Consider the following 21,293-nt stretch of genomic DNA (forward strand, 5'->3'; position numbering starts at 1 on the left):
GAGCAATTGCCGGAGCTTCCATCAAACGCCTTCGCCGCACGCTATTGCGAGTCAAGATGGGATGACCGGACGCTTACTTTGAACTCGCGACGCTCAGACGCGATCACTAATGAGATGTGGCGAGAAGTCCTTACCTGTTCTATGGCTGTGAGGCTTCGCAGGTGTTCAAGAAATTCTCTGTCGAACAGATTAGCAATCTGCTGCAAGACTTGGTCTTGATTTAAAAGGCTCCGGTGAGCATACAGTTGCTCTGACAGAGCATCCCATTCTTTGGCAACAAGCAATTGGAAAAGATGCTCACGATCAAACATAGGTCTCTCGATTATTTTAAAGACTCAGACAATAGCGTTGCGTTAACCCATTGAGTAGCCGCTAAGCAATTCGCTTTCTATGACTGCTTCGCCGGTTTTCTCCGGGTGAGCGTTTCCTTTTTATTGAATGAGTTGCGGACTCACACATTCGCATTGAAGATCACCCCTTTGCACTCATCTATGAGCCGAGATCAGGATGGAATGGACTTCGCGAGAGCTTCAAGCAATGGAGGTAGTTGTGACTGTAGTGCCATATTGCGAACATGCAGTCGGTCTATCTCGCGTAGTCTTAGTCGTGAAGTAGCCATTGCTAACAGCATTTCAGGTAGTGCGTCACCACTACCTGTATGCCAACTACCGAGTTCCGAGAGAACGATTTCGGAAACCTGCGAACTGAAAATTTCATCCGCTTCGTACATGAGTTCACTCGGCTTCGCTGCGCGTAAAATGCTAGCTTTTAGAATGGGGTCGTTGTAGTTGAGAAAAGTAATGGGATCCACCAATACGTGGCCATACACAGATTGAGCCAGAGTCAAAACCTCTTCCGAAGACCCAGGCTTCGCGCCGAGTTCTCGGTTGTTTGATCGAGCTACGCATAATAAGTTCGAAATCACAGTGAACACTGTGGCTTGCGCAACATTAGCAGTTCCATCGCTCGTATCTAGATAAACAAAATCTCTCCGAATAGCCAAAGGAAAATCTTTGCCTGGCAAGAAGATATCTTCACTGGCACTGGAGTTGTCGGAGAGATAATTTCGACGTTTGTTTAATTCTGGAGAGTTAGTGTGCTCCGCAATCGTGTCTAGTAACTGAAGTTCGACTTCCCATGGGTTTTCTGAGCCACCCATTTCCGGCAATGCAAGTCTCTTGACTTCGCGGTATGTAAAAGTTTCCGGTCCTCGCTCACCATATCCTAAAAAAGTCTTCAAATCTCTGTACTGCTCTGGGCTACTGGCCAATGTGAGGGCTGACAGATAGGCTACGTTCCCTTCGTCGACTACAGATCTTAGTGATGCGTTTATGGATCGGGCTCGTGTTTGACTTGTGAGACATCCAAAGATTACGAGAACGCCGGCACCTTTGGCCAAGGTCGGATATCCAGTAACCTCTGTCCAGTCGATTATTTTCGCGTTAGGTATAAATGTGGACATCGTGGCGTCGGCAAAGAGCGCGATAACGTCACCCTCCGAAATATTTACCCGAACAATTAGAGCAAGAGGCTGAGGAGTGTAACGCTGCAGTAACCGAATCAGTGCAGGTCTAACGGAGGTACTCGAAAGAAGTAAGGTCTCATTGACTGTGATTGGTACTGTTTGTCCAGTCTCTGCTCGAAGCAAAACCTCAATTGCTTGACTCTTGTGAAGATCGGTTAGGGCAGCACGCGCCTCTTGAGACTGAGTGCTTTTTATAATTTTCAAAAGTCGATGTCGGCGCTGCTGCAGCAAAAACTGATCGCCCTCAAGTTCAGCAAGCAGATAGTATGATTTACAGAGCCTACAATTATCGGCAGGAAAATTCGCAATGGGTTGATAACCGACGTTCTTTTCGGCCGTGATAGTCAGGTCGCAAAGAACTCCCTTAGGCCTTTCCGCATTGTCGCTAGACAAAAAATAGAGCGTTACGATACCTCCGCTACGGCCCCCTTGGTCTACAACTTCTCTAGCAAGTGAACCTGAGGTTGAAGCGGAAACTAAGACGATGTCATTGGTCGAGAGTCGACCAATCCGCTTTAATCCACCGTATGAGCTGAAAGAACGCGCGGGAACATCATCTGTCCAGATGTTGTGTACCCTTGCAACGCGGGTGAGTGCAAATGCCAATGAAAGCAAAGGTGCAGTGTCTACAAATATGCGTTTGGCAAGTACGCGACCTAGCTGCTGCAGAGAGAGGAGAGCGAGTAGACCGCATGCTGCCGAGCAAGTCAGGGCGTTTGCGGCCCGAAGAAAAGTGCCAGTGTGTTTGCGCGAGCTTTTACGAAAGTGAACGCCTGCAGGCGCAACAATCAAGCCTTCATTACGGTCAAAAAGGTCAAACAGCCAACCTTCCTGCAGTACAGCACTCAACACCTCTGTCTTACCAAATATCGCTTCATTCGCTTTTGAGTCCCAGCTCACTTGGCGGGTCATCACGACAAGGTTCTCGGAATCGGTTTCTCCACACAACTCGACAAGATAGACATTCCCGCTTCTGCCAGAGAGATAGGAAGCTGCGCGCTGAACTGAAGTTCCCGGTTTTAATGCGGTGCGGCATTTGTCGCCACTTAAAAAGGGGGCTGCTATGAATATGTTGGCTGTATTCGCGCGTCGCTCGAAAACTTCCTTAATATCTCCGCTCACCATCAGATCACTGAACGATTCATCGTCGTAAACTAGGAGGCAAGCTTCTCCTTCATACTGCTGCTCTCTATATCGCGTGCGCAGCCACAATGCACGCGTTTCGTTGCCAAATTTCATACCAAAGGCACCACTACGCGGACAACCGAGCCACGCACCAATTCGTGGGGAGTCGGCTTTTTCCAGAACTTACTGGACACATCAAGCAGGCTGGCCTTAGGCATTCCTGGCCTTGTTTTTGAATCTTCAGACTCCAGTTGAAGGCGTGCTTCGCCTTCCAGAAAGCTCCGATATCCATGGATACGTCCTGTACGCACCTCGAACATTCCGTGCATCATCTTAAGCGCACGTAGCACTTCATACAGACCCATTCCTCGATGCCCAGGCCTAGTGTCTGGGACGGCATTATCGGAATGGCGTTCCAAGCACTTGAGCAAGATCGCATACTCGATGTCTAGTGACACATTAGGTCCAAGTTCATACTGCCGAATGGTATCTGCCTGTGTTTCTCCGACTTTCACAGGTATCCCCCTGGCTTGACCTCTAAGCAACTGACGACGATAGGAGTTGTAGTAACCTATGCCACTATCTATTATGGTGAATTCTAGACAAGGCATTGGTGGATTTTTATTTTCCATTTTCGCTGGGAACAACTGCTCCTGCTCTATTCGTTTGACGAGCAAACAGCGCACGGCATTTGGTTTTAGTATGCTTCCGTCGAAATCTGTCCTTGCATGATCATCGGTGTTCTCAATTAGTTCACGCAAGATAATGGCAATTGGGAGTCGAAATTTTGGGAGTACTTCAGCGCGGAAGCCCGCACCACGCTGTGCAAAAAGAAGATCATCGACAAGAGCCTCAAACTCCTCTTCACGACGAAGACGCCGTGAAGAGGGCTCATAAAGATCGAAAGGGAGGCTTGGTCGTTGATAGTCCAAGCTAATGAGCACTTGGCGTTCAGAGAACATGTCTGCACCGAGGCGGTGCGAAACTAAATTTTGACGAGCACGCTCAAACGCATCCTTGCCAATGACGTCGCCGTTCTCGCAAACATGAGTTGCATTGTTGAGGCAAAGGCATATGCTTGCCAAAGGATGAACCGCTGGTGAAGCAAGCACTCGCTGTGCAGCTGCTTGCCCCCAAGAAAATCGGATGGAAGAAAGTTGCTGCGCTAACGTCAAAAGACGTTGGATGGCAATGCCTTCCACTCCCGGACGCTCTAGTCGCTCGTCTGTCAAGTAGGTGTCGGGGATTTCGACAACAACTTCTGGCTTCCCAAGTGGTAAAGCCTGATTCGTAACCAAGTCCAGTAGCGACAGCGTGGTGGCTGGGGAAAATTCCAACATGGTTGGATCGTACGTCATAGATGCAGCGGAGTCGATAGTATTATCGGACAATTGTTTGCGCGCAGCCGTGTGAGAGGTTGCCTTCAGCTTAAAGTCGACCTCAAAAAACTTTGTCGACCCTTCAACGACTAGAACTGTCTCGACCTATCTGCCATGATCCGACTGCGGGCACCGGCTTGATCCTAGGGGAAAGTTCAAACTAGGGATAATTCTTTCTTTGGGCGTGGTTAAGGCGTTAAAGACTGCCTCTCAGGTCGCAATGGGTGCTAGATTCTTCAGTTCTTCATTCAGACGGGCCGCTTGACAAAGGCATATGCCTAGGGTCATACGGGATCGTCAATCAACGCGATGACCCGTTCATGAGATCGTCTCGGAAGTTGCTTACCGAAAGCTTGGCTGACAAAAGGCTACTTTCGCGGATAGACGCTCCAGTAAACGCTTGCTGGTCGGCCAACTTCTGGATCGCTTGGATTTGGGCCTCGCTCAGAGGTCCATCGTCTAGTTCGTAGCCTACTGGCTCTGGGGTAGAAGATGGATCTAGTCGCGAGGTCTTGGATTGACTGTGCGTTGCCATAGTGATCCATCCTTTTGTTGACCGCAAATGCACATTGCTGCAGCATTAGGTTCGCTGATGCACTTAGTCAGTGGGATCATCCATCCTATCAACGAATTAATCTGCATAGTAAACGCAGGGATCTAAAGGCGAAAGCCAGATCAACGGATCTGGCTTTCTAGTCGCGTTCAGGAAAACAGAGTCGCCTGGCGCTTACACATCACGGACAGGAGCTAAAGTGCTCGTGAGCCGATCTCAAAAATGGACGACAACTAAGTTGTCCAAATAGTTAGCCGCTACCTAACTTTCCCACTACTTGCTCTTTATAAGCCGACCGTGGGCAGTGCTACGCGGACCTCAATGTATGTTTAAAGATCGAGGAGGCTCATGCCCGATCATGCCCCGATATTAGTCGAAAACGCGGGCGAAGTGAAACACGTGTGCTCACGTTGGCTGTGGCTGTTGTTATGACGCCAAACGCAGGGTTCATTTCCTCTGCCAACGGCGTGGGAACCCCTTGCGAAACTTTGGCCGCGAGATGCTGGCCACACTGAACAGGCTGTACGTGTTCATATCTGAGAAGGTGGTGCAGCAGCTAATTAATGACGAGTGTCTATACGTTCTGAAGGCCACTCGAAAGCGCTTTGTTTGTATGTTCGGCGTAGCAAGTAGCGCCTTCAACGATCGTCGTTGCTACCTTCAAAAATATTTCTGCGAAATTGAAGCAAGTGGCTGCATCACTTGCTTTACAAATGTGCAGTGCACATGCGGGCTAATGTTATTAAGCAAGTGTTACGCAACTTATATCGTTCCGACTCCTTGGGCAGATCGGCCGGTGCCAGGTTGACGGTGATGCGCTTGTTGTGCGGAAACTCCAGCCCGCTGTTTTGCAGCGCCGAGCGCACGCGCTCGCGCGCTTCCTTCACTTCCAGATCGGCCAGGCCGACCAGGGTAAAGCTGGGCAGGCCATTGGCCAGATGGACTTCAACACTGACGGGATGGCCGGTGAGCCCGACCAGGGCCCGGCTGTGCACCACGGCGAGACTCATGGGCGGGCTTCCTTGTGGTTTTGCACCTTTTTGGTGCATTGCGAAGCACCTCTTGGAGGCACGGCTGCCACCAGCATCGCAAAAGTCGCTGGCAGCAACAAGTGGCGACAGCCCGGGGCCGGCGTGGCGGCGGCGCCGGCCTGCCATCCCGCGCCCCCGCCCGCCCTGTGGCGGCTCAGAACGTAAGCATTTGCAAAAAAATATAGCGCGCTGCGCTTGTCTGGTGCGCGCAACGCAGCGGGTAGCGCTGGGTTTGGCACGCTCTGTGCATTGTGCTTGCCACAAACGGATGGGTCGAATTCATCAACAAGGAGTGTGGCAATGGCAATGAGCAACAGAGGCTGGATGGTGGTGGCGGGTGCAGCGTTCCTGGCGCTGCCAATGGTGGCAAGCGCGCAGCTGACCGCCAATGTGAGCGTGACCACGAACTACAAGTTCCGCGGTCAGGACCAGAAGTCCTCTAGTGCCCAATGGGTCAAGCCCGCACTCCAGGGAGGGGTCGACTACGCCTTTGGCGACAGCGGCTTTTATGTGGGGAACTGGAACTCCACCGTCGACTGGCTCGACAACAACAAGCTGGAGATGGATTTCTACGGTGGCTACAAGTTCAAGGCCGCTGATGTGGACTGGGATGTGGGTCTGCTGACCTATGTCTACCCCGGCAACACGCTGGGCAACACCACCGAACTGTATGGCTCGGGCACCTTGGGTCCCGTGACCGTGAAGTACTCGCACACCGTGTCGAAGGATTACTTTGGCTGGGCCGGCACCAAGTACGACAGCACGTACAAGGGCCGCAACACCGGTTACCTGAATGTGGCATTTGCCCAGGAAGTGGCGCCCAAGACGACCTTGAAGCTGGCCGTGGGCTACACGCGCTTTTCGAGCGACATCAAGGACCTGGGCGTGCCCAACTACCTGGACTACAGCGTGGGCGGTGCCTACGACCTGGGTGACGGCTTCTCGCTGAGCGCCGCCTGGGTGGGCGCCAACAAGACGGGTGCCTTTGGCTTTGTGAACAAGGGTCGCGCGATCGTGTCGCTGACCAAGGCTTTTTGATGCAGCGCCGCTGCAATAAGTGACGACAGGAGAGACTATGAACATGAAACTGGTAGTGGCGGTGATCAAGCCCTTCAAGCTCGATGAAGTGCGTGAGGCGCTGTCCGATATTGGGGTGCAAGGCATCACGGTGAGCGAGGTCAAGGGCTTTGGCCGTCAGAAGGGCCATACCGAGCTGTACCGAGGCGCCGAGTACGTGGTGGACTTCCTGCCCAAGGTGAAGCTGGAGATTGCGGTGGCCGAGGACCTGGTGGACCGGGTGATCGAGGCCATCGAGAACGCAGCGCGCACCGGCAAGATCGGCGACGGCAAGATCTTTGTCTCGCCGCTGGAGCAGGTGGTGCGTATCCGTACCGGCGAAACCGGCCCGAACGCGATCTAAAAAACAGCGCTCCGCGCTGGCAAGGCGCGCGCAACAAGCCAATTTATCTTGAAGGTGTGAACAACATGAGACGACTTCTTTCCTTGGCAGGGCTGGCGGCAGTGGCACTGGCCACTGCGGGCAACGCGGCTGCGGCCGATGCGGCAGCTCCCGTTCTGAATGCAGGCGATACCGCCTGGATCATGACCTCGACCATGCTGGTGATCCTGATGGTCATCCCGGGTCTGGCGCTGTTCTATGGCGGTCTGGTGCGCAGCAAGAACATGCTGTCGGTGCTGGCCCAGGTGTTCACGATCTTCTCGCTGATCACCGTGCTGTGGACCATCTACGGCTACTCGCTGACCTTCTCCGGTGAAGGCAACTTCTTTGGCGACTTCGGCAAGGTGTTCCTGATGGGCATCACGCCCGATACCTTGTCGGGTGCGATGGCCACCGTGCCGGAGTATGTGTTCGTCTCGTTCCAGGCCACGTTCGCCGCCATCACCGTGGCGCTGATCGTCGGTGCCTTTGCCGAGCGCATCAAGTTTGCGGCCGTGATGATCTTCGCCGTGCTGTGGTTCACCTTCAGCTACCTGCCGATTGCCCACATGGTCTGGGGCGGTGGTCTGCTGGGCAAGGATGGCGCGCTGGACTTTGCCGGTGGCACCGTTGTGCACATCAACGCCGGTGTGGCCGGTCTGGTGGGCTCCTATGTGCTGGGCAAGCGCCTGGGCTTTGGCCGCGAAGCGCTGGCACCGCACAACCTGACTCTGACTATGGTGGGCGCATCGCTGCTGTGGGTGGGCTGGTTCGGCTTCAACGCCGGCTCGGCAGGTGCTGCCAACGGTCTTGCCGGTCTGGCCTTCATCAACACCATCGTGGCCACCGGCGCAGCCTGCGTGAGCTGGTTGGTTTGCGAGACGCTGCACAAGGGCAAGCCCTCGATGCTGGGTGCCGCTTCGGGTGCCGTTGGTGGCCTGGTGGTCATCACCCCAGCCGCTGGTTTTGTCGGCCCCATGGGTGCCATCGTGATGGGTCTGCTCGCCGGTGCTCTGTGCCTGTGGGGTGTGTCCGGTCTCAAGCGCCTGCTCAAGGTCGATGACACCTGCGACGTCTTCGGTGTGCACGGCGTGGGCGGTATCCTGGGTGCCATCCTGACCGGTGTGTTCTGCGCCTCCAGCCTCGGCGGTGTCGAGCCAGAAGGCTACAACATGGCCCACCAGATCTGGGTGCAAACCAAGGGCGTGCTGATCACCATCGTGTGGTCGGGTGTGGTGGCCTGGATCTCGTACAAGGTGGCAGGTTTGCTGACCGGTGGTCTGCGTGTGACGGAAGAAGCCGAACGCGAAGGCCTGGACATCACCTCCCACGGCGAAGCGGCCTACGGACGTTGATTCTTGCGGATACTCCTTGGGGGGCCGGACGGGTGCACAACCCGGCCGGCCTTTTTTTATGCGCCGAACTGGCGCTGAAGACAAAGCTTAGACGGGTGCCGTGGCGCGCTCTGGCCACAGCGCCAGGCCGCCGGCCACGCTGAAGGCCTGCTGGTGGCCCAGCCGGCGCAATGCATGGGCGGCCTGGGCGCTGCGGTTGCCGCTGCGGCAGTAAAACACTACGGGGGTATCGGCCGGCAAGGCCAGCCACTGCGGCAGCGCATTGAGCAGGCCCGACAGCGGCACGGCCTGGCTGCTGGCGCCATCGTCCATGCCAGGTGCCTGGCCCAGCTGCTGCTCATAGGGCTCGCGCACATCGACCAGCAGCGCGGCGCTGCCGGCCTGCTGCAGCGCCTGGGCACGGGCCACCGGCAGCTCCACACACACGGCGGGCGTGGCGGCATCGACGCGGGCGCCGCAGGCCATCGTCTGGTAGGCGGTGGGGGCCAGGTTCTGCTCCAGCACGGCCTTGGCAGCGGCAAAGGCCGCGGCATCGAGCTGGCCCTGCAGCACGCCGGCCAGCAGCGGCTGGGCAGCAGCTTCAACGGCCAAGGTGCAGGCAAAGCGGTTGTCATAGTCATGGCCGGGCAGCAGCAGGGTCTGCGGGCCCACGGTCTGGGCCAACAGGCGCAGGCTGTCCGCATAGGCCAGCGGCGCGCTCTGCGCAAAATCGCTGCGGCCCAGCGCGCCGGGCAGCACGGTATCGCCCACCAGGGCCAGCTGCAGCTGCGCACCTTCGTGCAGCAGGTAGGCGGTGGAATCTTCGGTGTGGCCGGGCAGCGCCAGGCGGCTCAAGCGGTAGGCACCCAGCGCGATCTGCGTGGCGCCTTGGGGCCAGCCCAGCGTATCGACCGCGCCCGTGGCCTGCAGCGCAGCGGGCACGGCAGCGCGCAGCTCGGCCGCCGATGAGGCATGGTCGCCATGGCTGTGGGTATCGAGCACGGCGGCCAGGGTAAAGCCCCGGCAGCGCAGCCATTGCGCCAGGCGCTCGACCAGCTCGGGCAGCGGATCGACCACCACGCAGCGCTGGCTGGCGGCATCGGCCAGCAGGTAGCAGCAGGCGCCGTCGACGACAAAGCGCGTCAGCAGCGGGGCGGTGCCATGGGCGGTGTCTTCGGGCGCTTCCACCAGACAGTTCGCGCGCAGTGCCGCGCCGCAGGCGCGGATGCGCTGGCAGGCCTCGGCAATCATCTCGGCCGAATCGGCCGCGCCAAAGGACATGCGCACTGCAGCAGCCGTCTGCCAGGCGGGCAGGCCCATGGCTTCAAGCACATAGCTGGGCTGGGCCTTGCTGGCGCTGCAGGCCGAGCCGCCGCTCACCCGCAGGCCGGCAGCATCAAACAGATCGAGCAGCAGCTTGGCGCTGAGGCCCGGCACGGCAAAATTCAACGTGGTGGGCAGGCACAGCGCCGGGGGCGCATTGAACACCAGGCCGGCAAAGGCCTCGCGCAGTGCGGCTTCGAGCTGGCTGCGGTGGCCTGCCATCGTGGTGGCGCTGGCAAAGCTGCTGCCATCCTGCAGCGCGCGCAGCACGGCGCCCAGCGCGGCAATGCCGGCCATGTTTTCGGTACCGGCGCGCAGCGCGCCTTCCTGCCCGCCGCCGGCCAGCAGCGGGGTAAAGGGCGCGCCCTCGCGCACATAGAGCATGCCCACGCCCTTGGGGGCATAGAGCTTGTGGCCGGAGAACGGCGCGTAGTCGATGCCGCGCTCTACCGGCTTGAGCGCCAGCTTGCCCAGCGCCTGCACGCCATCGACCAGCCACAGCGCCGGGCTGCCGCGCAGCGCATCGGCAATGCCGTCCAGGTCGCTGATGACGCCGGTTTCGTTGTTGGCCGCCATCGTGCAGACCAGGCCGGCCGAGGGCGCCTGCGCGCGCAGCCAGGCCAGGTCATGTCGGCCATCGCGGCCCACGGGGATGGCGGCGATCGGCAGCTGCAGGCCGAGCACGGCATTCCAGTGCTTGAGGGCTTCGGGCACGGCCTTGTGTTCGGTGGCGCCGTAGAGCAACTGCAGCACAGTGTTGTCGCCGGCCTCGCGGCGCTGGCGCAGGGCGCTCAGCGCGGACAGCACGGCGGTCTGGATGCCCTCGGTCGCGCCGCTGGTGAACAGCAGCTGGCCGCTGGGCACGCCCAGCACCTGGCGTGCGGCGGCACGTGCGTCGTCCAGCAGCGCGCGGGCCTTGAGGCCGCTGCCATGGATGCTGCTGGGGTTGCCGTAGGCATCGGCCATCACCGCCAGGGCGGCGGCGCGGGCTTGGGGAAGGACGGGGGTGGTGGCGTTGGCGTCGAGGTAGATTTCCATGCCCAAATTGTCCAGCCCGGGCCGGGGAATAAAGTCGCAAAATTCGCCAGCTACTGCACAATATTGGAGTTTCATTCCAAGAAATGGGGAAAAAATGAAATTGGATTCTATTGACCGCAAACTGCTGGAGTTGCTGCAGGCCGATGCGGAGACCCAGGTGGCCGATCTGGCGGCCCAGGTCGGGCTGTCGGCCACGCCCTGTTGGCGCCGTATCCAGCGGCTCAAGGAGGCCGGGGTCATCAAGCGCCAGGTGGCGCTGGTGGACCGCGACAAGGTCAATGTGGGCGTGACGGTGTTTGTGGCGGTGCGCACCAGCACGCACAGCCAGGAGTGGTTTGAGCGCTTTCGCGCGGCAGTGGCGGCCATTGCCGAGGTGGTGGAGTTCTACCGCATGAGCGGCGAGGTGGACTACCTGCTGCGCGTGGTGGTGCCCGATATCGCCGCCTACGACAAGGTCTACAAACGCCTGATTGCCGATACCCAGTTGCTCGATGTGTCGTCCAGCTTTGCGATGGAAGAGCTGAAGTTCACCACCGCCTTGCCGCTGTCCTATATTCCATAAGCCCGCCTCGCTGCAACCCAGGTGGCACAGATAATGCTTAGGGTTTTCCATGCAATTTATTTCTAAAGGAACGCCATGATCTGGCATACCGTGGTCAGCCAGCCCTTTGCGTTGGGGGAGTCTCCTTTCTGGCAAGCCAGCGGTGGTGTTCTCTATGGCGTCGATGTGGCTGGCAAACAGCTGTGGCGCACGATGCCCGGATCGGGCTATATGGACCGCTGGGACATGCCCGCCGAGCCCGGCTGCATCGCGCCAGCCCGCAGCGGCGGCGCGTTGGACGGCTGGATCGTCGTGCTGCGCGACCGCATCTGCCGCGCCACCCACTGGGGCGGCACCCTGCACGACATCGCCCGCCTGCCGATCGACCCGGCCACCGAGCGCGGCAACGACGGCCGCTGCGATGCCCAGGGCCGCTTCTGGGTGGGCACCATCCACGAGCCCGCCAGCGGCCCGCGCCAGCCGGTGGCCGCGCTCTACTGCATCGATGGGCTGACGGGCACCACGACGGTGCGCAAGGTGCAAGCTGGCGTCTCCAACGCCAATGGCCTGGCCTGGTCGCCCGACCGGCGCACCATGTACTGGGCCGATACCCCCAGCCACACGATCAAGAAATTCGCCTGCGACGTGAGCGGCTACCCGCAGGGCGAGGGCGAAGTCTTCATGCGCTTTGACGGCAAGCCCGAGGGCTGGACCCCGGGCGAGCCCGGCTATGGCGGCCGGCCCGATGGCGCCGCTGTCGATGTCGAGGGCAACTACTGGTGCGCGATGTACGAGGGCGGCCGCGTGCTGCAGATCTCCCCCCAGGGCCGCATCCTCGCCAGCCACTACACGCCGGCGCTCTGCCCCACGATGCCCTGCTTTGGCGGCAGCGATGGCCGCACCTTGTACGTCACCTCTGCCCGCCACGGCCGCAGCCGCGACGAGCTGGCCCAGCTGCCGCTGTCGGGCTGCGTGTTTGCAATGCGCGTCGGTGTGGCGGGCCTGCCGACCCAACCTTGGCGGGAAATCGGGCATGGGTTTTAAGCGCAGGCGCAGGCTGCATGGGCCTTGCGGGGCTGGGCCTCAGTCTCCCATCTAACTTGAGCGGACCACGCCAGACGCAACTGCCGCTACCATGGGGCCATGGACCAAGCTGTGGCTGCCTCTCTTTCCCCCACCGTGCTCGACTGGCAGGAGCGCGTTCGATCGGCGCATGCCCACAAGACGCCGCTGCGCATCCGGGGCGGTGGCAGCAAGGATTTTTATGGTGCGCGCCTGGGCGGCGAGGTGTTCGACACCCGCAGCTACAGCGGCATCATCAGCTACGAGCCCAGTGAGTTGGTCGTGACCGTGCGGGCCGGCACAGCGCTGGCGGCGCTGGAAGCGAGCCTGGCCGAATGCGGCCAATGCCTGGCCTTTGATCCGCCGCATTTTGGCCCGGACGCTACTGTGGGCGGCATGGTGGCTGCCGGTTTGTCGGGCCCCTCGCGGGCGGCGGTGGGTGCGGTGCGTGACTACATCCTGGGCCTGGAGCTGATCAATGGCCAGGGCGAGCTGCTGCGCTTTGGCGGCCAGGTGATGAAGAACGTGGCGGGCTATGACGTGTCGCGGCTGATGGCCGGTGCCTGGGGCACCCTGGGCCTGCTGACCGACATCAGCCTCAAGGTGCTGCCGATGCAGCGCGCGCAGGCCACCCTGTACTACGAATGCACGGCCCAGCAGGCACTCGACAAGCTCTCGGCCTGGCGCGCCAAGCCGCTGCCCATCAATGCCAGCCTGTGGCAGCAATCGGGCGACGGTGATCAAGGCCATCTGCTGGTGCGGCTGCGCGGCGCAGTGGCGGCGGTGCAGTCGGCCCTGGATGGCATGGGCGGCACCATGCTGGACCACGGCCAGGCCGATGCCGCCTGGCTGGCCTGCCGTGAGCAGCAGCTGCCCTGGTTCAGTGCCATGGACCCGAGCCATGCGCTGTGGCGCCTGTCGCTGCCGGCCACCACGCCGGTGCTGCCCTGCACCGAAGAAGGCCTGCAACCCTTGATGGAATGGGGCGGCGCGCTGCGCTGGGTGCAGGCCCCCATGCCGCATGCCCAGGCCTTGCAGGCGCTGGCCACCAGTGTGGGCGGCAGCGCCGTGTGCTTCAGGCCCGGGCCCCAGGTGGGCCTGGTCGCATCCGATGATTTTGGTTTTACGCCTGCCTCGCCCGCACTGCGCCAGGTGCAGCAGCGGCTCAAGCACGCGTTTGACCCCCATGGCATCTTCAACCCCGGGCGCTTGGGCGACTGGGCGCTGAACTAAGCTAATCGAGGCACCCCTGCACCATGCAAACCCAATTAGCCCCCGAATTCAAAGACACCCCCGAAGGCCAGGAGGCCGAGGCCATTTTGCGCAAGTGCGTGCATTGCGGCTTTTGCACGGCCACCTGCCCCACCTACCAGCTGCTGGGCGACGAGCTCGACGGCCCGCGCGGCCGCATCTACCTGATCAAGCAGGTGCTCGAGGGCCAGGAGCCCACACGCAAGACCCAGACCCACCTGGACCGCTGCCTGACCTGCCGCAATTGCGAATCGACCTGCCCCAGCGGCGTGCAATACGGCAAGCTGCTCGATATCGGCCGCCACATCGTTGACCAGAAGGTGGAACGCCCGACGGCCGAGCGCCTGCAGCGCTGGGCGCTGCGCAAGGGCATGGTCTCCAAGGCCTTTGGCCCGGCGCTGGCGCTGGGGCGGCTGGCCCGCCCGGTGCTGCCTGCCGCGCTCAAGGCCAAGCTGGCGCGCGTACCGCGTGCCGGCAAGTGGCCGACGCGCACGCATGCGCGCAAGGTGCTGATGCTGGCCGGCTGCGTGCAGCCAGTGATGCTGCCCAATATCAATGCCGCCGCTGCCCGGGTGCTCGATGCCGTGGGCATCCAGACCTTGGTTACGCCAGCCGCCGCCTGCTGCGGCGCGGTGCAGCAGCACCTGAGCGACCCGCAGGGCGCGCTGGCGCAGGCGCGGGCCAATATCGATGCCTGGTGGCCCCATGTGGAGAGCCAGCAGGTCGAAGCGATTGTGACCACGGCTTCTGGCTGCGGCGTGATGGTCAAGGACTACGGCCACCTGCTGCGCCATGACAGCGCCTATGCCGCGCGTGCCGCTGCGATTGGCGCGCTGGCGCGTGACCTTTGCGAGCTGCTGCCCGACATGCTGCCCGAGCTGGAGCAGCGCCTGCAGGGCCAGCTGAACCTGCCCGAGGCGCCGCTGGCCTACCACCCGCCCTGCACCTTGCAGCATGGCCAAAAGCTGCGCGGCGGGGTGGAGACCAGCCTGCGCCGCCTGGGCTTTGACATCCGCGTCTCGCGGGTGGAATCGCACCTGTGCTGCGGCTCGGCCGGAACCTATTCGTTGCTGCAACCCGAGATTGCGCACCAGCTGCGCGACCGCAAGATCGGCACCCTGAACCAGGCCTGCAGCGATGCGCCGCCCGCCGCGATCCTGTCGGCCAATATCGGTTGTATCTCGCATTTGCAGTCGGGCACCGATGTGCCGGTGCGCCACTGGATCGAGGTGATCGACGAGGCGCTGGCGCCCGCCAAGGCCCAGCGCTGAAGCGGCTCAGACGGCCAGCGCCAGGCCGTCCTTGCGGTGGTCGGATGCGCCGCAGAGCTGGCCATCGGCCAGGCGCCAGATGCACTGCGCGCCGCCAAAATCGCTGCGCCCGCCGAGCTCGCCTTCACCGCTGGGCTCGCGGTAGCCCTGGGCCCGCAGCGCGGCGGTGATCGCGGGCGGCATGCCGGCTTCCACCGCCAGCACCCGGCCGCCTTCCAGGCGCCAGCGCGGCTGGTTCATGGCCGGCTGCGGTGCCTCGCCGCCTGCCAGCAGGCGGCACAGCAGCTGCACCTGGCCTTGGGGCTGCATCGCGCCGCCCACCACGCCAAACACGCCGAGGAATTGGCCATCACGCGTCGCTGCACCCGGCACCACGGTGTGGTACGGCCGCTTGCCTGGCGCCGGCCCATTGATATGGCCGGGTTGCGAAAAGCCATGGCCCCGGTTTTGCAGCACAAAGCCGCCTTCGGCCACACCAATGCCCGAGCCAAAGCGCTTGAACACGCTGCTCATCAGGCTGATGGCCAGGCCATCGCCATCGACCACGGTGGTGCAGACGGTGTTACCGGCCGGGTCGGCCACGGTCTGCTGGGCATGGGCCATCGCGGCTTCCATCGCCTGCACCAGCGCGACCTGGGTGGCAGCGCTGGCCATGTCGATGGCCTGGTCCTGCATCGCAGCGAGCGCATGGAGCACGGCCACGCCATGGGTGTTGGGCGGGCATTCGTAGATGGTGGCGCCGCGAAACGAGGTGCTCACTGGCGTGCAGAAGTTGCCCTGGTGGGCGCTGAAATCTGCAGCGGCCAACACACCACCTGCTGCCTGCACCGCAGCGGCGCAGGCGGCGGGGATGGCACCCGCATAAAAGGCCTGTGGCCCCTGCGCAGCGACGGCCTGCAGCAAGCGGGCCAGCGCCGGGTTGTCAAAGCGCTCGCCAGCGCGGGGCGGGGCATCGGCGCGGTACAGCGCGGCGCTGGCCGCGTCGCGGGCAATCACCGGCTGGAACAGGGCCCATTCACGCGCAGCAACGGGGGCCACCGCAAAGCCCTGGCCGGCGGCCTGCACGGCGGCATCGAACAGCTGCGCCCAGGGGCGTTTGCCAAAGCGCTGGTGCAGATCCCACCAGCCTTGCACCACGCCGGGTGTGGTGACGGACAGCGGATGGCGCTCGGGGATGCGGCGCTGGGGCAGGGCCTCGACCAGGGCCGCCGTCAAAGCCTGGGGCGCACGCCCGGTGCCGTTGTAGGCCAGCGGTGCCTGGCCTGGCGGCACCAGCATGGCCAGCAGGTCGCCACCCACGCCGGTGGCCATGGGCTCGACAACGCCCAGCACCGCATCGGCGGCAATCGCGGCATCGACGGCCGAGCCGCCTTGCTGCAGCTGGGCTTGCGCGGCCGCTGCGGCCAGCGGATGGCCGGTGGCCAGCATCGCGCCCCGGCCCAGCACGCCGGCTGCGCCTGGCAGGTCTTGGCGGTGCAATTGCGTCATCTCAACCGCCCCAGAGTGCGACAGCGGTGAAGACCGCGGCCAACAGGCCCAGCACCACTGGTATCAGCAGTGCCCGGGCCAGCTCCAGCACATTCACCCGGGCAAAGCCTGCGACCGCAATCAGCGAGGACCAGGCGATCAAGGTGCCGCCACCGGTCCACACCGCGCCCATTTGGCCCAGCGCGGCCAGCGCCGATACATCCATGCCCGAGGCTGGGCCCAGTGCGCCCGACAAGGTGCCGGTCAGCGGCAGCCCGGCAAAGCCCGAACCATCAATGCCGGTGATCATGCCCATCAGCAGCACCCCAAAGGACACCAGCAGCTGGCTGTCGGGAATCAGGTGCTGGCTGGCCTTGACCAGCTCGAACAGCAGATCGGGCACCGGCTGGCCGGCGGCAATGCCCAGGATGGGGCCGGCCGTCTCATGCGAGCCGATAAAGAAGAAGCCGGCAATCGGCAGCACCGCACCCATGGCCTTGAACGCAAAGACAAAGCCATCGGTGATGTGGTCGGCCGCGCCGTCGAGCATCTTGCGAAAGCCCCGGGCAGCGGTGGTGGCCCAGACCATCAGCAGTGCCGCGACGCCGCCGATCAGCATGGCCGCATCGCCACCCTTGAGCTCGGGCACACTGCTGGTGAACTTGGGCGCCACCATCACCAGAATCACCACCAGGAAGGCCAGCGGCGTGACGACGGCAAAAAGCTTGGAGGCCGAGGCCAGTGGCTGGGTTTTGCGCAGCTCGGCTTCCAGCTCGGAATTGGTGCCCAGGTCGCCCTCATGGGCGGTGCCCTTGGCGATCTCGGCCTTGTCAAAGGCGCCTGCGCCCTCGATCTGTGCGTTGATGCCCACGGGGTTCAGCTCCCAGCGCTCCAGCAGTGCGTTGTCGCTGGGCACGATGAGCTTGCGCACCTTGAAGTACGACAGGAACAGCGCAATCATGCCGACCACCCAGGACAGCAGCAGCGCCTTGTCGGCCACCGCCACCGCACTGATGCCGCCAGCGGCCTTGGCGCTGATGCCCGGCGCCACGCCAATCACATAGTCCGACGACAGCGCCATGCCTTGGCCGGCAATCGCAATCGCCATTGCCCCTGCAATGGGCGGCAGGCCCGCCGCAATCGCTGCCGGCAGCAGCACCGCCGCGACCAGCGGCACGGCCGGGGTGGGCCAGAAGAACAGCGAGATCAGGTAGGTGACCAGCGCCAGGATGAAATAGGCCGCATGGCCGTTTTTCATCACCGCACGAAAGGGCTTGACCATGCGGATGTCCGAGCCCAGGTCCTTGAGCGCATTGAGCAGGGCCGTCATCAGCGCAATGATCAGGAAGATGTTGAACAGCTCCTTGGCCGCCACCATGCTGGCACTGAATATGCTTCCTATCCCGGTGATGGCGCTGCCGCTCCAGGCGAAGGCGACAACGACGGTAGCCAGTATCGATGGCACCACCACATTGGCACGGAAGGCCATGGTCAAGATGATGACCAGCACCCCGGCGAGGTAGGCCCAGTGCGCAGGGCCTATAGAGACTGACGGATCCATCGTGGCTACTCCTTAGAATGATTAACAGCCAATTTGTATACTAAATACAATGAAGCAAAAAATCATCAGGGAATACCAGAAATATTGCATTGCAACATGCGATAAACCCGGGCTAAATGTGAAGAAACGCCATTTTCGTATACAAAGATGGGGATTTCAGGGTGGATCTGCGCGATGAAGGCGTTTGCATGCCTGGCGCTATGGTGGTGTCAGAATCATGTTTTTTTAGGGATTTGCGAGGCGCATCAAAGGCTTGGATAGTGCAGGGTTATGGATCCAGATCAAGGACATGGGTTTGTACACTGGATACACTAGGGTTACTACTAGGTTATCCAGGAGCTATCCCATGAAGAACATTGCTTCCCCAGCGGTGGTTGCCCAGCAAGACGATCTGCTGGTACTGCGTGAGCCCCGCCAAGCCTTGCTGCCGGCATCGCTGGGCTGGTTGTCGGCGGTGGAAAACGCCTTTGTGCGCTGGCAGGCCAAGCGCCTGGCCGAGCTGGAGCCGGGCCGCCTGTGGGCCCAGGCACTGCAAGATACGCGCTCGTTGGCCGAGATCCGCCGCGCCCGGCGCTGAGCGCAGATTTCTGTATACAAGGCAAGGCAAAGACGCTGCAAACCTTGGCTGGGCATGTAAACTGGGCGCGACCCTGAGCGGCGCGTTGCAGCCAATGCGCTGGCCCGGGGCTTGCAACGTACCGAACGGACCGACTTTCATGCCCATTGCCAACGGAGACAAAAAACCTGGACTCAACCACTCGCCGCTGACCCAGCAGCTGGTGGAGGCCTTGCGCGAGAAGATCATGTCGGGCGAGCTGGCCTCGGGCGAGCGGCTGGTGGAAGAGCGTCTGTCCGAGGAGTTTTCCGTCTCGCGCATGCCCGTGCGCGAGGCCTTGCGCCAGCTGGCGGCCAGCGGCCTGGTGATCATCGAGCCCCGGCGCGGTGCCTCGGTCGCCAAGTTCCATGGCGATCTGCTGCGCGAGCTGGTCGAGGTGCGCGCCACCCTGGAAGCGCTCAATGCGCGCCTGGCTGCCAAGCGCCATGACCCCGAGCAGATTGCCGCGCTGGAGGCCTTGCTGGCCGAGGGCACGAAGAACGCCCATTCCGGCGATGGCGATGTGCTGGCCGTGCTGAACCAGAAGTTCCACCTGGCGCTGGGCAAGATCGCCGCCAACTCGGTGCTGCAAGAGGTGATGCTGTCCTTGCGCGACCGCACCGAAGTGCTGTTTGCGCCCCGCAGCCAGGCGCGTGCGCCGCAGAACTGGGAAGAGCATGCGGCCATCCTGCGCGCCGTCATCAAGGGCGATCCTGAACTGGCCGGCCTGCTGGCCGCGCGCCATATCTACAACGCGGCCGGCATCGAGCCCTGAGGTTCGCCGTTACGACTTGCTGGCCAGGTAGTTCTGGTAGGCCACACCCGCCAGCGCAATATCTTCCAAACCCACGCCCACGGCCTTGTACAGCCGGATGCCCGGCTGCGCGCTGACGGCATAGCGGCCGCTGACGATATCGCCCAGCTCCACCAGCTTGTCCGCCAGTGAGAGGCCGGGGTCAGCCAGCACCAGGTCACCGGCTTCGCTGGTTGCCTGCTTTTTCCATTCCACCGCAATCAGCTGCGCGCGCGCCAGCAAGGCATCGTCGAGCTCGCGGGTGTGGGGCAGGCTGGAGCCAATGGCGGCGACCAGCGCATGGGGGGCGACATGTTCCCCGTTGAACAGCGGCTCCTTGGCGCGGGACGCGGTGACGATGATGTCAGCCTCGCCCACGCCCTGGGTGTGCGCCACGCGGCGGATCTGCGTCTCGGGCAAACCGGTCAGCTGCGCCAGGCGTGCTTCCAGCCCGCTGGGCGCATAGGGGTCAAACACATCGATGTGCTGCAGGCCGAAGTGCTGCACCATCTGCTGCGCATGGGCGAGGCCCTGCACGCCAGCGCCGCACAAGAACAGATGGCGCGCGTTGGCGGGCGCCAGGTGCTGGGCCACCAGCACCGTGGTGGCGGCGGTGCGCAGGCGCGTGATGGCATTGGCATCCAAGGTGGCCAGTGGCGCGCCGGTCTCGGTGGAGAACAGCAGGATGACAAAGTTGAACTGGCCGGCAATGGTGGTGTAGACCTTGGCGCCGGTCACCCCTTGCGCGGGGATGACGGCCCCCAGGGTAGAGAGCTTGACGCCCCCGGCATCGGTGCGCTCGCGTGCCTGCATCGCTGCCTCGCCCGCGCCAAAGGCGGCAAAGGCGCGGTGCATGGCCTGCAGGGCTTGGTCGGTGGACACCAGGGTGTCCACCATGGCATCGGTGATGTGCAGCATGGTGTGTGGTGGGGTGATGGGTGGGTGGGTTGGCGTGGGAATGCGCTCAGAGCCAGACGCGCAGCAGGATGATGCAGGCGCTGATGGCGGCGGTGCCCAGCAGCCAGCGGCGGATGGTGGCTTTGGAGATATGGCGGGCCAGGCGGTTGGAGGCGAGAAAACCGCCCAGCATCCAGGGCAGCAGCACCAGGCTGAGCAGCCACTGGCCGCTGCCCATGCGCCCGACCCAGGCGAGCGCGCTGAGCGAGACGATGGTGCCGGCAAAAAAGACCACGCCTAGCGTGGAGCGCATCGTCGCCGGTGCCAGGTGCTGCATCGCAATCGCAAACGGCGGGCCGCCGGCGGCGGTGATGGTGCCCATGATGCCGCTGGCCACACCGGCAATCGACAGGTTGGTGGTGCTGGGCTGCACGCGCCAGCCCAGGGTGCTGAGGCTGACGGCGGCCAGGATCAGCACCGCAAACAGAATCGACAGCGCATGGGCGCTGAACAGCACCAAGAGCCCCGCAGCCGCAAAGGTGCCGATAACGCGGCCCACCAAGGTGGCTGCTGCGACCTGGCGGTTGAGCGCATCGCGCTCACGCAGATAAGCCAGCAAGGCCAGCGGCGCGCCCACGGCAAGCAGCGGGCCGGGCACCAGCTCGGGGAAGAAGATCGCTGCCAGCGGCGCGCAGAACATCGCATAACCCAGGCCGCCCACGCCCTGCATGGCGGCACCGGCGAGCACCATCAGCCCCATGGCCAGGTAGCGGCCCCAACTCAGGTGCTCGGCCATGGCGGTCCAGGTGCTCATGGCCGGGGCACCCAGCTGACCTTGATGTCGCCGTTGACAAAGGTCTGGCAGGCTAGGCGGTGGCCAGCGGCAAACTCTTCGTCGCTGAAATGCTTGCGCTCCTTGGCCTTGATGGCATCGGTGTGGGCCAGGCCTTCCTCGATGCGGCATTTGCAGGTGCCGCACAGGCCCCCGCCGCATTTGAAGGGGATGCCACCTTTCTCGCGCAGCGACACGCGCAGCAGGTTGCTGTTTTCCGGGGCTTCGACGGTCTTGTTGTCGTTGCTGACAAAGGTGATGGTGGGCATACGGGGCA

The 21,293-nt window shown here is 62.1% G+C and carries 17 protein-coding genes and 1 pseudogene; 9 read left to right on the forward strand and 9 right to left on the reverse strand.

Features of this window, described 5'->3' with window-relative positions:
• Positions 1 to 502 precede the first annotated feature (502 nt).
• From WH265_RS24005 to WH265_RS24015, 3 genes and pseudogenes are all read right to left on the reverse strand, one after another.
• Positions 503 to 2,764, reverse strand: coding sequence for a hypothetical protein (locus WH265_RS24005; protein WP_339559901.1), 2,262 nt, complete (start codon positions 2,762 to 2,764; stop codon positions 503 to 505).
• Positions 2,761 to 3,990, reverse strand: coding sequence for a hypothetical protein (locus WH265_RS24010; protein WP_339559902.1), 1,230 nt, complete (start codon positions 3,988 to 3,990; stop codon positions 2,761 to 2,763). The genes WH265_RS24005 and WH265_RS24010 overlap by 4 nt, the downstream gene beginning before the upstream one ends.
• A 1,350-nt stretch (positions 3,991 to 5,340) precedes the next feature.
• Positions 5,341 to 5,592 (reverse strand): annotated as a pseudogene (locus tag WH265_RS24015) (magnesium chelatase domain-containing protein); the annotation flags it as partial.
• Between the two features lie 327 nt (positions 5,593 to 5,919).
• Between WH265_RS24015 and WH265_RS24020 the strand changes: the two are divergent.
• The 3 genes from WH265_RS24020 to WH265_RS24030 all read left to right on the forward strand — a co-directional run bounded on the left by WH265_RS24020 (position 5,920) and on the right by WH265_RS24030 (position 8,406).
• Positions 5,920 to 6,651, forward strand: coding sequence for a TorF family putative porin (locus WH265_RS24020; RefSeq protein WP_021025640.1), 732 nt, complete (start codon positions 5,920 to 5,922; stop codon positions 6,649 to 6,651).
• A 43-nt stretch (positions 6,652 to 6,694) separates the two neighbouring features.
• Positions 6,695 to 7,033, forward strand: a complete 339-nt coding sequence (gene glnK, locus WH265_RS24025) for a P-II family nitrogen regulator (RefSeq protein WP_027010591.1) — start codon at positions 6,695 to 6,697, stop codon at positions 7,031 to 7,033.
• Positions 7,034 to 7,098: 65 nt separating this feature from the next.
• The gene (locus WH265_RS24030) at positions 7,099 to 8,406 is read left to right on the forward strand and encodes an ammonium transporter (protein ID WP_339559904.1); all 1,308 of its coding nucleotides are present in this window, start codon (positions 7,099 to 7,101) and stop codon (positions 8,404 to 8,406) included.
• An 87-nt stretch (positions 8,407 to 8,493) separates the two neighbouring features.
• Here WH265_RS24030 and WH265_RS24035 read toward each other — a convergent pair whose 3' ends face one another.
• Positions 8,494 to 10,746 (reverse strand): aminotransferase class V-fold PLP-dependent enzyme, encoded by a 2,253-nt coding sequence (locus WH265_RS24035; RefSeq protein ID WP_339559905.1) that lies wholly within the window; start codon positions 10,744 to 10,746, stop codon positions 8,494 to 8,496.
• A gap of 100 nt (positions 10,747 to 10,846) precedes the next feature.
• On the opposite strand from WH265_RS24035, the gene WH265_RS24040 reads away from it, so the two are divergent.
• The 4 genes from WH265_RS24040 (at position 10,847) to glcF (ending at position 14,871) form a co-directional block, all read left to right on the forward strand.
• Positions 10,847 to 11,308: an Lrp/AsnC family transcriptional regulator gene (locus WH265_RS24040; protein WP_027011371.1), complete on the forward strand. Its 462-nt coding sequence runs from the start codon at positions 10,847 to 10,849 to the stop codon at positions 11,306 to 11,308.
• A 75-nt stretch (positions 11,309 to 11,383) separates the two neighbouring features.
• Entirely contained in the window at positions 11,384 to 12,331 is a 948-nt protein-coding gene (locus WH265_RS24045; RefSeq protein WP_339559906.1) for an SMP-30/gluconolactonase/LRE family protein, read from the forward strand.
• A gap of 99 nt (positions 12,332 to 12,430) precedes the next feature.
• The gene (gene glcE, locus WH265_RS24050) at positions 12,431 to 13,582 is read left to right on the forward strand and encodes a glycolate oxidase subunit GlcE (RefSeq protein ID WP_339559907.1); all 1,152 of its coding nucleotides are present in this window, start codon (positions 12,431 to 12,433) and stop codon (positions 13,580 to 13,582) included.
• Positions 13,583 to 13,605: 23 nt separating this feature from the next.
• Positions 13,606 to 14,871, forward strand: coding sequence for a glycolate oxidase subunit GlcF (gene glcF / locus WH265_RS24055; protein ID WP_339559908.1), 1,266 nt, complete (start codon positions 13,606 to 13,608; stop codon positions 14,869 to 14,871).
• A gap of 6 nt (positions 14,872 to 14,877) precedes the next feature.
• On the opposite strand, the gene WH265_RS24060 is transcribed toward glcF, so the two are convergent.
• Both WH265_RS24060 and WH265_RS24065 read right to left on the reverse strand, forming a co-directional pair.
• Complete coding sequence (locus tag WH265_RS24060; RefSeq protein ID WP_339559909.1) at positions 14,878 to 16,359, reverse strand: gamma-glutamyltransferase family protein; 1,482 nt, start codon at positions 16,357 to 16,359, stop codon at positions 14,878 to 14,880.
• A gap of 1 nt (position 16,360) precedes the next feature.
• Positions 16,361 to 17,899, reverse strand: coding sequence for a hypothetical protein (locus WH265_RS24065; protein WP_312988475.1), 1,539 nt, complete (start codon positions 17,897 to 17,899; stop codon positions 16,361 to 16,363).
• A gap of 346 nt (positions 17,900 to 18,245) precedes the next feature.
• On the opposite strand from WH265_RS24065, the gene WH265_RS24070 reads away from it, so the two are divergent.
• On the forward strand, positions 18,246 to 18,476 hold the full coding sequence (locus WH265_RS24070; protein WP_339559910.1) for a hypothetical protein: 231 nt from the start codon (positions 18,246 to 18,248) through the stop codon (positions 18,474 to 18,476).
• A gap of 139 nt (positions 18,477 to 18,615) precedes the next feature.
• On the forward strand, positions 18,616 to 19,269 hold the full coding sequence (locus WH265_RS24075) for a GntR family transcriptional regulator (protein ID WP_021024713.1): 654 nt from the start codon (positions 18,616 to 18,618) through the stop codon (positions 19,267 to 19,269).
• A gap of 9 nt (positions 19,270 to 19,278) precedes the next feature.
• Here WH265_RS24075 and WH265_RS24080 read toward each other — a convergent pair whose 3' ends face one another.
• From WH265_RS24080 to WH265_RS24090, 3 genes are read right to left on the reverse strand one after another with little or no spacing between them, the layout of a single operon-like run.
• Positions 19,279 to 20,205, reverse strand: a complete 927-nt coding sequence (locus WH265_RS24080; protein ID WP_339559911.1) for an ornithine cyclodeaminase family protein — start codon at positions 20,203 to 20,205, stop codon at positions 19,279 to 19,281.
• Between the two features lie 46 nt (positions 20,206 to 20,251).
• A complete protein-coding gene (locus WH265_RS24085) occupies positions 20,252 to 20,998 on the reverse strand; it encodes a sulfite exporter TauE/SafE family protein (protein WP_339559912.1) in 747 nt (248 codons plus the stop codon).
• A complete protein-coding gene (locus WH265_RS24090) occupies positions 20,995 to 21,285 on the reverse strand; it encodes a 2Fe-2S iron-sulfur cluster-binding protein (protein WP_021024716.1) in 291 nt (96 codons plus the stop codon). Before WH265_RS24090 ends, WH265_RS24085 begins: the two co-directional genes overlap by 4 nt.
• Between the last annotated feature and the right edge of the window lie 8 nt (positions 21,286 to 21,293).

This window comes from Comamonas sp. MYb396, assembly GCF_037479555.1.
GTDB lineage: Bacteria > Pseudomonadota > Gammaproteobacteria > Burkholderiales > Burkholderiaceae_C > Comamonas.